The organism is Streptomyces sp. NPDC048504 (assembly GCF_043200035.1).
In the GTDB taxonomy this organism is placed as follows: Bacteria; Actinomycetota; Actinomycetes; order Streptomycetales; family Streptomycetaceae; genus Streptomyces.
Genome location: NZ_JBICXA010000007.1, coordinates 158,192 through 171,598, shown reverse-complemented (window position 1 = coordinate 171,598; position 13,407 = coordinate 158,192). Strand labels below are relative to the sequence as shown.

The 13,407-nt window shown below is 69.3% G+C and carries 10 protein-coding genes; all 10 read left to right on the top strand.

Annotated features, from left to right (window positions below; genetic code table 11):
• Window positions 1-101: 101 nt before the first annotated feature.
• The 10 genes from ACGFY9_RS19140 to ACGFY9_RS19095 all read left to right on the top strand — a co-directional run bounded on the left by ACGFY9_RS19140 (window position 102) and on the right by ACGFY9_RS19095 (window position 13,400).
• The gene (locus tag ACGFY9_RS19140) at window positions 102-254 is read left to right on the top strand and encodes a hypothetical protein (RefSeq protein WP_393755509.1); all 153 of its coding nucleotides are present in this window, start codon (window positions 102-104) and stop codon (window positions 252-254) included.
• Between the two features lie 1,085 nt (window positions 255-1,339).
• Complete coding sequence (locus tag ACGFY9_RS19135; RefSeq protein WP_393755507.1) at window positions 1,340-2,890, top strand: alkaline phosphatase D family protein; 1,551 nt, start codon at window positions 1,340-1,342, stop codon at window positions 2,888-2,890.
• Window positions 2,891-2,999: 109 nt separating this feature from the next.
• Window positions 3,000-4,163, top strand: a complete 1,164-nt coding sequence (locus ACGFY9_RS19130) for a hypothetical protein (RefSeq protein WP_393755505.1) — start codon at window positions 3,000-3,002, stop codon at window positions 4,161-4,163.
• A gap of 150 nt (window positions 4,164-4,313) precedes the next feature.
• Complete coding sequence (locus tag ACGFY9_RS19125) at window positions 4,314-5,807, top strand: SDR family NAD(P)-dependent oxidoreductase (protein ID WP_393755503.1); 1,494 nt, start codon at window positions 4,314-4,316, stop codon at window positions 5,805-5,807.
• A gap of 58 nt (window positions 5,808-5,865) precedes the next feature.
• On the top strand, window positions 5,866-7,950 hold the full coding sequence (locus tag ACGFY9_RS19120; RefSeq protein ID WP_393755501.1) for a hypothetical protein: 2,085 nt from the start codon (window positions 5,866-5,868) through the stop codon (window positions 7,948-7,950).
• A gap of 155 nt (window positions 7,951-8,105) precedes the next feature.
• Window positions 8,106-9,296, top strand: a complete 1,191-nt coding sequence (locus ACGFY9_RS19115) for a glycosyltransferase family 2 protein (protein WP_393755499.1) — start codon at window positions 8,106-8,108, stop codon at window positions 9,294-9,296.
• 265 nt (window positions 9,297-9,561) lie between these two features.
• The gene (gene proB / locus ACGFY9_RS19110; protein WP_393755953.1) at window positions 9,562-10,668 is read left to right on the top strand and encodes a glutamate 5-kinase; all 1,107 of its coding nucleotides are present in this window, start codon (window positions 9,562-9,564) and stop codon (window positions 10,666-10,668) included.
• Between the two features lie 190 nt (window positions 10,669-10,858).
• A complete protein-coding gene (locus ACGFY9_RS19105; RefSeq protein ID WP_033285916.1) occupies window positions 10,859-11,317 on the top strand; it encodes a hypothetical protein in 459 nt (152 codons plus the stop codon).
• 94 nt (window positions 11,318-11,411) lie between these two features.
• The gene (locus ACGFY9_RS19100; protein WP_393755497.1) at window positions 11,412-12,698 is read left to right on the top strand and encodes a glutamate-5-semialdehyde dehydrogenase; all 1,287 of its coding nucleotides are present in this window, start codon (window positions 11,412-11,414) and stop codon (window positions 12,696-12,698) included.
• Window positions 12,699-12,791: 93 nt separating this feature from the next.
• Window positions 12,792-13,400 (top strand): hypothetical protein, encoded by a 609-nt coding sequence (locus tag ACGFY9_RS19095; protein ID WP_393755495.1) that lies wholly within the window; start codon window positions 12,792-12,794, stop codon window positions 13,398-13,400.
• Window positions 13,401-13,407 lie beyond the last annotated feature (7 nt).

Below are 13,407 nucleotides of genomic sequence, written 5' to 3'. Positions count from 1 at the left end.
GCGGCTTGGCGGGGTGACTGTTCGCCGGGCGGGATGATCGCGCGGTTGGCGAGGTGACTGTCTGTCGGGTGCGGTGATCGGCCGTCCGGAGGGATGGTCACGTGGTGGGCGTGGTGATGGGCCGTCCGGTGTGGTGGCTGGTCGTCCGGTGCGGTGGCTGCCTGTTCGGAGAGGTCTCCGTCCGATGCGGCGACTGCCTGTCCGGTGCGCTGATCGTCTGGCTCGGCGAGGTGACTGTCCGTCGGGTGCGGTGACTTGTCGTCCGGTGGGATGAACTGCACGGCCGGTGCCGGTGGTTGTCCGTTCGGCGTGGTGGTCGCGCGTCCGGTGTGGCGTCTGCTTGCCCGGTGCGCTGGCCGTCTGGCTCGGCGAGGTGACTGTCCGTCGAGCGCGGTGCCTTGTCGTCCGGTGGGATGAACTGCACGGCCGGTGCCGGTGGTTGCCCGTTCGGCGTGGTGGCCGCTCGCCCGGCATGACGGCTGCCTGTCCGGTGCGCTGGTCGTCTGGCTCGGCGAGGTGACTGTCTGTCGGGCGCGGTGACCAGTTGGCCGGCGGGTGGGCCCTGCCGGTGCGGTCGCTGTTCGCTTGCGTGGCGGCTGCCTGTTTTTGGTGCGGTGGCTGTCCGGCGCGGTGAGTTGATCGTTCGTCAGTCGTCCCGGCCTGTCCGGCTTGGCGTGACGGCTGCTCGCCTGGCGCGCTGGCCGATTGCTCCGCGCGGTGGTTGTCCGTCCGGTGTGAGTGAACTGCTCGTCCGGCTCGGTGGGATGGCTGTCCGGCGGATGCGATGAGCTGTCGACCGACTGGGCGAACTACGCGTCCGGTGCCGGTGGTTGCCCGTTCGGCGTGGTGGCCGCTCGCCCGGCATGACGGCTGCCTGTCCAGTGCGCTGGTCGTCAGCCCCGGCAAGTTGACCGCCCGTCAGGCGCGCCGCCAGTACGGCTCGGCATGACGACCGCCCGCCCCGGACACCCCTCCGCATCGCGCACCCCCGCACACCGCTCACCCACCCCACGCATCGCCCCCGGCGTCGCTCCCCACGCCGCGCACCCCGCACTTCGCTCACCCGCCTCCCCGTGATCACTCCCGGCCCCGGTGTCACTCCCGCCCCCGGGTTCACCCCCGCCCCCAGTGTCACCCCACCCCCCGGTCCTCCGTCCGGCGTCAAGATCACCCGCCCCCGTGACCAACCTGGCCGAACCCCGTTGCTCTTGGAGTAACGGGTCTCTCGCTGTGCGCTTATTTGTCATGGACGCGATACTTACTGTTCAACGGGCGGGACTCCGCGCACTGTGAGGCTTCCAAGTGACCCAAGAGGCCAACGTCGCAAGGGAGTTCACCGATGACCGGAGCCGTATCACCCGATCGACGACGTTTTCTCGCGGCCGGTGCGGCGGTGCTCGGGGGCGCCGCGTCCGCTCAGCTCTGGCTGCCGACCTCCGCCCGGGCTGCCGAAACACCGTTGCCCGACGGGGTGTTCAGCCTCGGCATCGCCTCCGGCGACCCGCTGCCCGACGGCATCGTGCTGTGGACGCGGCTCGCCCCGGACCCGCTGAACGGCGGCGGGATGCCCGACCAAGTGGTCCCCGTGGAGTGGGAGATCGCAGAGGACGCCCGTTTCAGAAAGAGTGTGCGCCGCGGAGTCGCCCCCGCGCGGCCCGAGTACGGGCACAGCGTTCACGTGGATGTACGGGGACTGCGGCCCGGCCGCGACTACTGGTACCGCTTCCGTGTCAGTGGGCAGATCTCCGCCACCGGACGTACTCGTACCGCGCCTCACACGAACAGCTCCGGCGGCCGGCTCCGCGTCGCGCTCGCCTCCTGCCAGAACTGGCAGAACGGCTACTTCACGCCGTACGCCGACATGCTGGCCCAGGACCCCGACTTCGTGCTCTTCGTCGGTGACTACATCTATGAGTCGGCGCCGTCGAACGCGGGGCCGCGTCGGCATGAGGGGACCGGGGAGCCGTACAGCCTCGTTCAATATCGCAATCGGTACGCGCAGTACCGGAGCGATCCCGATCTCCTCGCCATGCACGCCAATACCCCCTGGGTCGTGACCTTCGACGACCACGAGGTGGACAACGACTGGGCGGGGGAGGTCCCGCAGGACCCCGACAAGCAGTCGCACGACGCGTTCGTCGCGCGGCTGACCGCGGCCTTCCAGGCGTACTACGAGCACATGCCGGTGCGCGCGACCGCCGTACCGAACGGGCCGCACATCCAGATGTACCGTCGCCTCGAATTCGGCCGGCTGATGCGGCTCAACGTCCTCGACACCCGGCAGTTCCGCAGCGACCAGGCCACCACGCAGGCTGGCGCCGAGGACCCGGCGATGACGATGATGGGCGCCGTGCAAAAGGCGTGGCTGCTGCACGGGCTGCGGCACTCGCCCGCCCGTTGGAACGTCATCGCCTCGCAGATCATGATGGCCGAGACCGACATCCTGCTCGGCGCGGGCAAGCAGTGGTTCTACGACGCCTGGGACGGCTACCAGGTCGAACGCAACGCCCTGCTGCAGGACTTCAAGAGCGTCCGCAACCCCGTGGTGCTCAGCGGCGACCGGCACCTCACGATGATCAGCGATCTGAAGGAGGACTTCGCCGATCCGGACTCCGATGTCGTCGGCGCCGAGTTCGTGGGGACGTCCATCTCCAGCAACGGCGACCAGGACCAGGCCGCCTTCCACGCCCAGTGGGACCCGCTGATGGCGGACAACCCGCACTGGAAGGTGATCGACGCCCACCGCGGCTACCACCTGTTCGACATCCGCAAGGACGGCATCGACGCGAAGGTGAGGGTCGTGGACACCGTGCTCAAGCCCACGGCGACGCCGAGCACGTACGCCTCACTCCGGGTGGAGTCGGACGACCCGGGCGTCAGCGTCGTATAGAAGGTCGTACAGAAGTTCGTGAACCCTGTGTGGCCGGAGCCTGGGACTCATCTGTGTCCCAGGCTCCTCTCAGGGCAAACTCAGGAACAACTCTTACCGTCCGTTAACCATGGAGACGGATTGTATTAAGGAAGCGCTGCCCGCCGGGACCCGGCTGCTGCACATCGGCCCGCACAAGACCGGGACCACCGCCATCCAGGGCGCGCTCTTCGCCGCGAAGGACACGATGCCCGCGCACGGCGTCGACTTCCCCGCGCACAGCAGACACCCGATGGAAGCGGCCCTCGCCGCCTGCGCCCGGCCCGCGATGATGGGCGACACCGTGCCCACCGACAAGCACTGGACGCGCCTCCTCGACGCCGTGCGGGCCACCGGCGACCGCACCTCGGTGATCAGCAGCGAGTTCTTCGCCGACGCCCAGGACGACGAGACGCTGGCCAGGATCGTGGAGCAGCTCGGCGGCGAGCGCGTGCACATCCTCATCACCCTGCGCCCGCTGGCGAGGATCATGCCCTCGCAGTGGCAGCAGTACGTGCAGAACGGCCTGCGCATGGGCTACGACAACTGGCTTGAGCACATGCTCCGCAAGGCGCCGTACGAGCAGCCCAACCCCAGCTTCTGGCGCCGGCACCGGCACGACCGGCTGGTCGAGCGCTGGGCCCGGGTCGTCGGGCCCGAGCGTGTGACCGTCGTCGTGGTCGACGACAGCGACCGGGACGGACTGCTGCGCACCTTCGAGACACTGCTCGGACTGCCCGCGCATCTCCTGCAGCCGGTTCCGGACGCGGCGAACCGTTCTCTTACCCTCGCCGAGACCGAAATGCTGCGGAAGCTCAACGTGGAATTCCGCGGCAATGGACTCCCCGACGAGCTGTATTCCAAGCTCGTGCGCAACGGCGCGGTCATGCATATGAAGAATGCGTGCAGCCCGACCCCGCAGGACGTGAAGATCACCACGCCGCAGTGGGCGGTCGAGGCCGCGGGCGCGATCGGCGCCGAGATGGCGGAGACCATTGCCGCCACGGGTGTACGGATCGTAGGGGACACGGCACTGCTCTCGGCCGTACCCGAGGCCGTGGGGAAGGCGTCCGGGGCGCCGCGGATCGCTCCCGAAGTGGCCGCGCAGGCGCTCTACGGGGCGCTCGCGGCGGCCGCCTCGGCGCCCGTGCGGCACAGTGCGCCGGCGAAGGCGCGGACGGTGCACCAGACGTCGTCGAAGGAACTCGTACGAGTTCTCGGTCACCGTTGTCTGAAGAAGCTCCGTCGCCGCTGAGTTCTGTCATCGCATGGTTACCTGCAGTGCAAGATGAATGGCAGGTGTCGCGCACATATGCGGTGGAGGTCACTCGCCTTGCACTGCGGTAACCGCGAGTGGGACCATTTGCGAGTTCCCCCGTTGTCCCGAGGTAGGTCAAGGTCACCTGTGTCGCACATAGCCAAGCCCCGCACCACCGCAGTGATCCTGGCCGGCGGTACCGGCCAGCGGGTGGGTCTCTCGATCCCCAAGCAGCTGCTGAAGATCGCCGGCAAGGCAGTCATCGAGCACACCCTGACCACCTTCGAGAACGCCGCCTCGATCGACGACATCATCGTGCTGATGGCGCCGGGCTACGTCCCGGACGTCGAGAAGATCGTCGCCAAGGCCGGCTTCGAGAAGGTCACCCGGATCATCGAGGGCGGCTCCACGCGCAACGAGACCACCGAGCGTGCCATCGCCGCGCTCGGTGAGGGCCTGGCCGAGGGCGAGGACCGCAACGTCCTCTTCCACGACGCCGTGCGCCCCCTGCTCTCGCAGCGCGTGATCGACGACTGCGTGGTGGCCCTGGAGCGCTTCCAGGCCGTCGACGTGGCCATCCCGTCCGCGGACACCATCATCGTGACCCGCACGCACGGCGACGACGGCGAGTTCATCACCGAGATCCCGGACCGCTCCCGGCTGCGCCGCGGCCAGACGCCCCAGGCGTTCAAGCTGTCCACGATCCGCCGCGCCTACGAGGTCGCCGCCGGGGACCCCAACTTCCAGGCCACGGACGACTGTTCGGTCGTGCTCAAGTACCTGCCGGACGTGCCGATCCACGTCGTCGCGGGCGACGAGTACAACATGAAGGTCACCCAGCCCGTCGACGTCTTCATCGCCGACAAGCTCTTCCAGCTCGCCTCCACGGCCGCCCCCGAGCAGGTCGACGAGGACGCCTACCGTCACCTGCTCACCGGCAAGACCCTGGTCGTCTTCGGCGGCTCGTACGGCATCGGCAAGGACATCGCCGAGGTCGCCGAGGGCTACGGCGCCACGGTGTACGCGCTGGGCCGCTCGACCACCGGCACCCACGTCGAGAACCCGGAGGAGGTCGACGACGCGCTGTCCAAGGCGTACGGCGAGACCGGGCGCATCGACTACGTCATCAACACCGCGGGCGTGCTGCGCATCGGCAAGCTGGCCGAGACGGACAACGCGACGATCGAGGAGGCGCTGAAGGTCAACTACCTGGCGCCCGTGCAGATCGCCCGTTCCGCGTACAAGTACCTGGCCGAGACCAAGGGCCAGCTGCTGCTCTACACCTCCAGCAGCTACACGCGCGGCCGCGCCGAGTACAGCCTGTACTCCTCGACCAAGGCCGCGATGGTGAACCTCACCCAGGCCCTGTCGGACGAGTGGGCCGGCGACGGCATCCGAGTGAACTGCATCAACCCGGAGCGCACCGCCACCCCGATGCGCACCAAGGCCTTCGGCCAGGAGCCCACGGGCACGCTGCTGTCCTCCGAGGCCGTGGCCCGCACCTCACTCGACGTGCTGCTGTCCGAGCTGACCGGCCATGTCATCGACGTCCGCCAGCAGGACCCGACGGCCGGCGCGGCCAGGGCCTCCGGCTTCGAGGCCGCCCTCGCCTCGGTCCTGGACGTCCAGGACGGCGTTTAATCAAGCCTGACTCTGAGCTCCGGTAAATTACTCGAAACCCCCAAGAGCAGGTTTATCAGTGATTTCCACCGCTATTCGCGTGGCCCGGGTGGGCAGCGCGGCTGAGCTGGCCGCCGCCGTCCTCATGGTGCTGGGATACCCGGCCCTCATGGTGGCCGCCCTCATCCCGAGCGTCCCCGCCTTCGCCGCCGCGGCCGTCGTGACGTACGTCGCGGACCACTATCTGCACCGCCAGGCCAGCTACCTGATCAACCGCCTCAGCAAGGTCAGAGCGGGCCTCTCCATCCGCTTCCTGATCCGCCAGCTGCTGCTGATCCTGCTGCTGGCCCGCATGGACCTCTCCGACAACCTCATCTTCTACGGCGCGATCGCCTGCTTCATCGCCTTCTACGGCCTCCAGGCCCCGCACGGCGCCGTCGTCACGCTGATCCGCAACCGCCGCCGGATGCCGGTCGCCACCCGCAACGTCGACCTCGGCTCGCGCATCAACATCCCGGACGCCCCGCCGTTCGGCCTGCTGGAGCGCTCCGCCGAGAAGATGCTCCACCTCGACCTGTTCGCCGTCGTGGGCCTGCTGATCTCCGCACAGCTGGACTCAGCCGTCGCCGCCTTCGTCGGCATCGGCGTCACCCTGTTCCTGGGCAGCCTCTACGTCGGTGCGCTCCTGCCGTACATAAGGGGTACGAAGATCCCGCCGACGCCCGAGGTCATCCTCGCGGCCGTCGACGACTGGCTGCACGAGTACAAGCCGCAGACGGTGCTCTACTTCTCCGGTTCCAAGGACTCGGCGTACCAGGTCAACATGTGGCTTGAGACCATGGAGCAGCTGGACACCCGGCCGCTGGTACTGCTCCGCGAGCGCGTGATACTGCAGAACCTCGCCCCCACCAAGGCCCCCGTCATCTGCGTGCCCGGCGGTGTGCACCTGATGAACATGGACCTCTCGACCGTGCGCGTCGCGCTCTACGCGGCCAACGTCGGCAAGAACATCCACCTGCTGCGCGTCCCCACCATGAAGCACGTCTTCATCGGCCACGGCGACAGCGACAAGCTGGCCAGCGTCAATCCGTTCAGCAAGGTCTACGACGAGGTGTGGACCGCCGGCCGGGCGGGCCGCGACCGTTACGCCATCGCCGACGTCGGTGTCCGCGACGACGACATCGTCGAGGTCGGCCGCCCGCAGCTCGCCCCGATCCAGACCTGGCAGGGCGTCCCCGAGGGCCGTATCCCCACGGTCCTCTACGCGCCGACCTGGGAGGGCTGGGACAACGACCCAGGCAACACCTCCCTCCTCCTGGCCGGCGAGAACATCGTGAAGAAGCTGCTCAAGGCCGACCCGCCGGTCCGTGTGCTGTACAAGCCGCACCCCTTCACCGGCACGGTCAGCCCCGCGGCCGGCTCCGCGCACCGCAAGGTCGTCGCCCTGGTCGAGAAGGCCGCCGCCCAGCGTGCGACCGACCCCCGCTTCACCGCCGACGCGGCCGCCCAGACGAAGGCCAAGGCCGACCTGGCCCGCATCGAGGCCCGGATCGCCGAACTCTCCGGCGGCGCCGCCGACAAGGGCGACGAGGCCGAGCTGACCCGCGACGGCGTGGTCGACCTGGTCAAGTACGAGGAGATCGCCCGGCTGCGCGCCGAGTGGAACGACGCGTACTGGACCTCCGTCGGCACCTTCGAGCACCGCGTCATCTCGGGTTCCGAGCCGCGCCTGTACGACTGCTTCAACGTGTCCGACGCGATGGTCTCCGACATCTCCAGCGTGGTCTCCGACTTCATCGCGAGCGGCAAGCCGTACGCGGTCACGGACTCCGCGAAGCTGGGCGTGGAGGAGTTCAAGCGGCAGAACACGGCGGTGCGCGCGGCCGTGATCCTTTCCAACAAGGCGGCGGAACTGGGCGAGTTGCTCGCGGCGGTCCGCACCCCGGACGCCGACCCGATGGCCGAGGACCGCAAGGAACTCAAGGAGTACCTGCTCGGCCCGGACGAGCCCACGTCGATCGAGCAGTTCAACACCGCGGTGAAGAACCTCGCGCTCAAGTCCGAGACGCGCAACGTCGGGCAGGAGCGGGCGGCGGCGAGCGGTGAGGGAGCGAGTCCGCCTTCGGCCGAGGCGCATCTGTCGGCGGACCCCACGGTCGGCTGACCCGCGCGAGTCAGAACTTGGTCAAGAAGAGCCCGGTTTTTGGGGAGTGATCCTCGAAAACCGGGCTCTTTTGCGTATCCCCTGCTGACGGAGCACAACCGATCCACAGGGTCGGCCGTCTTCCAGATGGCGGTTCAATGGACAAAGGGGGGCGCGTGACCGTGACGCAGCCTGATGTGACCGTGGTCGTCGGGGCGTACGAGGCGATGCCGTACCTGGTCGAGTGCCTGCGCTCGGTCGAGGCGCAGACGCTGGACGCGGCCCGCATCGAGGTCATCGCCGTGGACGACGGTTCGACGGACGGCACGGGGGAGTACCTGGAGGAGTTCGCGGCCCGCGCCGCGACCCACGTCACCGTGATCCACCAGGCGAACTCCGGCGGCCCCAGCTCCCCGCGCAACGTCGGCCTCGGCAAGGCGAGCGGGCGCTACGTCTTCTTCCTCGACGCCGACGACCGGCTCGCCCCGGAGGCGCTGGAGCGCATGGTCGCGATGGCCGACCGCAACGGCACGGACGTGGTGCTCGGCAAGGTCGAGGGCATCAACAGGGTCCCGCCGAAGGCGGCTTGGGTTCAGACGCTGGAGCGCACCGACGTCTTCCACTCCAACATCAAGTTCACGCTGAGCGCGCAGAAGCTGTTCCGGCGGGCGCTGTTGGAGCGGCACAGCATGCGGTTCGACGAGTCGCTGTTCACCGGCGAGGACGCGCTGTTCACGATGGAGGCCTATCTGCGGGCCGACGGCGTCTCCGTCATCGCCGACCACACCTGCTACTACCTGGTGGGCCGCGACGACGGTAAACACGTGACGAAGAGCGGGAGTTACACCCTCCGCTTCGACTCCGCGCGCGCGTTGATGAATCTCATCGCGGAGATGGTCCCACCGGGCGTGGAGCGCGACAAGCTGATGGTCCGCCCGTTCCTGGTCACCCTGCTCCCGCAGTTCGGCCCGAAGTACGTGAGGGACAGCGAGCGGGTACGACGCCAGAAGTTCGAGTTGGCCAAGCCGTTGATGGCGGCCCACTGGACGCCCGAGGTGGCCGTACGCCTCAAGGTCGACGAACGGCTGCGCTTGCAGTTGGTGGCCGAGGAACGCCCCGAACTCCTGCTGGACGTGGTCGAGTTCATCAAGTCGAAGAAGCGCCCTGACGCCGTCTTGGAGAGGGGTGGCCGCCGCGTCTACCTGGCGTATCCCCACTTCCGCTCCACGGAGGCGGCCCTGCCCGACTCCCTCTACCTGGCCGAACCCCGGGAGGCCCGCGAGGTCGAGGGGTACCGGGAGGGCGCGGCGGGCGTTTTTCTGCGCCGGGTAACAAGGAAAGCGCGTCGGATGTTGAGAGCCGCTTGAGTTCATAGTGCGGCCCGGTGGGGGCTGGTCGCGCCCCGCGGCGAAGCCGCTAATGTCACAGCCCCGCGCCCCTAAAAAGACACCGGTCGGCCTGAGCTTTTAAGGGGCGCGGGGAACTGCGCGACCAGCCACAACGCACCCGCACCCGGAACTCAACCCATCTGTCCGCGACCTGGACCAACGTGCACAGGCAGACCCGGTTCGCGTAGATTGCCAGCCGCATCTACCCGAGGGGACGTCGCACGTGGCAGGGGCAAGGCAGGCCGTGACCGAGGCCCGCAGGATCGTCGTCAAGGTGGGTTCCTCCTCGCTGACCACCGCGGCCGGCGGCCTGGACGCCGACCGGGTCGACGCACTCGTGGACGTCCTCGCCAAGAGCCGCAGCGGGGGAGAGAAAGAGGTCGTCCTCGTCTCCTCCGGTGCCATCGCCGCCGGACTCGCCCCGCTCGGACTGCGCCGCCGCCCCAAGGACCTGGCCCGGCAGCAGGCCGCCGCCAGTGTGGGGCAGGGGCTTCTCGTGGCGCGCTACACCGCCTCCTTCGCCCGGTACGGCATCCGCGTCGGACAGGTGCTGCTCACCTCCGACGACATGAGCCGCCGCTCCCACCACCGCAACGCCTCCCGCACCCTCGACAAACTCCTCGCCATGGGCGCCCTCCCGATCGTCAACGAGAACGACACTGTCGCCACGGACGAGATCCGCTTCGGCGACAACGACCGGCTCGCCGCCCTCGTCGCCCACCTCGTCCACGCCGACCTGCTGGTCCTCCTTTCCGACATCGACGGCGTCTACGACGGCGACCCGAGCAAGCCGGGCACCTCGCGGATAGCGGAAGTCCGGGGGCCCGCCGACCTCGCGCACGTCGAGATCGGCAGCGCGGGCAAGGCCGGCGTCGGCACCGGCGGCATGGTCACCAAGGTCGAGGCCGCGCGGATCGCCGCCGCCGCGGGCATCCCCGTCGTACTGACCAGCGCGGTCCACGCGACCGACGCGCTGAGCGGTGGCGACACGGGGACGTACTTCCACGCCACCGGGAAGCGGTCCGCCGACCGCTTGCTCTGGCTGCAGCACGCGTCCACCCCGCAGGGCTCGTTGACGCTCGACGACGGTGCCGTGCGCGCGGTCGTCCAGCGCCGGATGTCGCTGCTGCCGGCCGGAATCGCCGCCGTCGAGGGCGAGTTCAGCGCGGGCGACCCCGTCGAGCTCCGGGACGGCGAAGGGCACGCGGTCGCCCGGGGTCTCGTCAACTTCGACGCCAAGGAGATCCCCCAGCTGATCGGCCGCTCCACCAGGGAACTGGCGCGGGAGCTGGGACCGTCGTACGAGAGGGAAGTCGTGCACAGGGACGACCTGGTGATCCTGCACCCGTAGAACAACTGAAGCACCCGCCCAGGGCCCGCGGTCGAAAAGAGCGGGAACGCCCGCCCCAGGCGACAGCCGTGAGGTGGACCTTCCGTAAAAGCGCCACGCGGACGCCTTCGGCCTGCTCAACTTTGCTCAGGGACACATCCGCGCGAGCACCGCAGCTCGACCATTGCGTAAGGAGGCCGTCGTGAGACGAGTGCGCCCTGGGGCGGCGGCGTCCCGCGGTGGTACCACCTCCCGCGCGCCCGGCGAGGAGCGCACGCTGACGAGCGTCGCGGCCGGCGCCCGGTACGAGGGCGAGGAACCCAAGGACCTGCCCCGGCTGTGGCATGTCACCCTCAGCGTCTCCGGCGGCGAGGCCCCGCTGAAGGAGGTGCGGCGCGGTCTGGAACAGCTCGCCCACGACCACCCCTTTCTGCTGACCAGCCGCTACGCCAACGACCACGCGGAGATCCGCTACTGGGAAGAGGCCCGCGACCTGCACGACGCGGCCGCCGTGGCGCTGCGCCTGTGGGGCGAGCACCGCCAGACCGCGAAGCTGCCGCCGTGGGAGATCGTCGGCCTGGAGGTCATCGACCGCGAGACCTACCACCAGCGCATCTCCGAGGGATACGGCCCGCTGCCCGCGACCCCGGTCGGCGTACATCCGTTCTGACGTCTGGTTTGAGCCGTCTTCGGGCCCTTCCGTGCTTGTCTCGCGGTTTGGGATAGCCGGTGGACGCCCTCGCAGGGCGCACTACCCTTCCCTCATGACCACGCTCTCGCCGTACGACTCCCTGTCCCCGGTCACGCAGGCCGCGTACCGCGCCAAGTCCGCCGCCGCCGACCTCGCGCCGCTGCCGCGCGCCGAGAAGGACGACGCGCTGCTCGCCATCGCGGACGCGCTGGAGGTCCGGACGAGCGAGATCGTCGAGGCCAACGCCAAGGACATCGCCAAGGCCCGCGCGGCCGGCACCAGCGAGACGGTCATCGACCGGCTGACGCTCACGCCCGAGCGCGTCCGGGCCATCGCCTCGGACGTACGGGACGTCGTCGCGCTGCCCGACCCGGTCGGCGAGGTCGTCCGCGGCTCGACCCTCCCGAACGGCATCGACCTGCGCCAGGTCCGCGTCCCTCTCGGCGTCGTCGGCATCATCTACGAGGCCCGCCCGAACGTGACCGTGGACGCCGCTGCCTTGTGCCTCAAGTCCGGGAACGCGGTGCTCCTGCGCGGCTCCGCCTCCGCCTACGAGTCCAACACCGCCCTCGTGCGCGTCATCCGCGATGCCGTCGGCGGCGCCGGACTGCCCGCGGACGCCGTGCAGTTGGTGCCCGGCGAGAACCGCGAGAGCGTCCGCGAACTGATGCGCGCCCGGGGCCTCGTCGACGTGCTCATCCCGCGCGGCGGCGCCTCCCTGATCCAGACCGTCGTCAGCGAGTCGACCGTCCCCGTGATCGAGACCGGCGTCGGCAACTGCCACGTCTACGTCGACGCCGACGCCGACCTCGACATGGCGATCGACATCCTGATCAACTCCAAGGCCCAGCGGCCCAGCGTCTGCAACGCCGCCGAGACCCTCCTCGTCCACCAGGACATCGCCCCCGAGTTCCTGCCGCGCGCCCTGGACGCCCTCGCCGAGGCCGGCGTCACCGTGCACGCCGACGAGCGCGTGCTCGCCTACGCCAAGGACTCCGAGGCCACGGTCGTCGAGGCCACCCCGGAGGACTGGGACACCGAGTACCTCTCCTACGACATCGCCGCCGCCGTGGTCGACTCGCTCGACAAGGCCGTCCAGCACATCCGGCTGTGGAGCTCCGGCCACACCGAGGCGATCGTCACCGGCTCCCAGCAGGCCGCCCGCCGCTTCACCCAGCTGGTCGACTCCACCACCGTCGCCGTGAACGCCTCCACGCGCTTCACGGACGGCAGCCAGTTCGGCTTCGGCGCCGAGATCGGGATCTCCACCCAGAAGCTGCACGCACGGGGCCCGATGGGCCTGCCGGAGCTGACGAGCACCAAGTACATCGTCACGGGCGACGGGCACATCCGCCGCTGAGATCCTGCCGTTCGGCATATGCGGCGGGCATAACGCCTCGTCGGGGGAGAGACGTCTCACACAACGGATGAATTTCCCGACCGTCTGCCCAAATTGACCCCCCAGGTCTACTCTGGAGAGGTGCCGGAGGACGTGGGGGGCAGGCCGTTTCCCGACGGCTGGGAGCCCGACGACGACCACGACCGCGGAATGTCGGACGAAGAGTTCGCATCCGTGGTCTTCGACGAGGCCTTCATACGGGCGGCCGTGGTACACGAGCCGACCGCCGTCGAACGCCTCCTTGCCGCTGCCCAGGCCAGAGCCGAGGCCTCCGAGGCCGAAGCCCGTCGCGCCCAGCACGGCAGACGCGCACGAGGCGACGACGATCCGTTCGAGGACGCCTACGGACGCGAATTCGGCCATGATCCGGAACTCGACGACCTGGACGACGCCGATCTCGTCGAGGGCCGCTACGGCGCCCCGGGGACCTACGGCAAACAGGTCCGCTGGCACCGCCCCGTCGCCTGGCTGCTCGCCCTCGTGATGGGCATCGGCATGGTCGCCCTGGCTTTCTCGGCGGTCTACCGCGGCGCGTCCTCGGGCGGCAGGGACCGCGTCCCGCCCCCGGCCTCCACCGGCGTGGAACAGGGCACGGCGGCGGCACCCTCCGCATCCGCCGACAACTCCCAGCCACCACTGTCCGCCGTACCGCGCACGCCTTGAGCGAGTT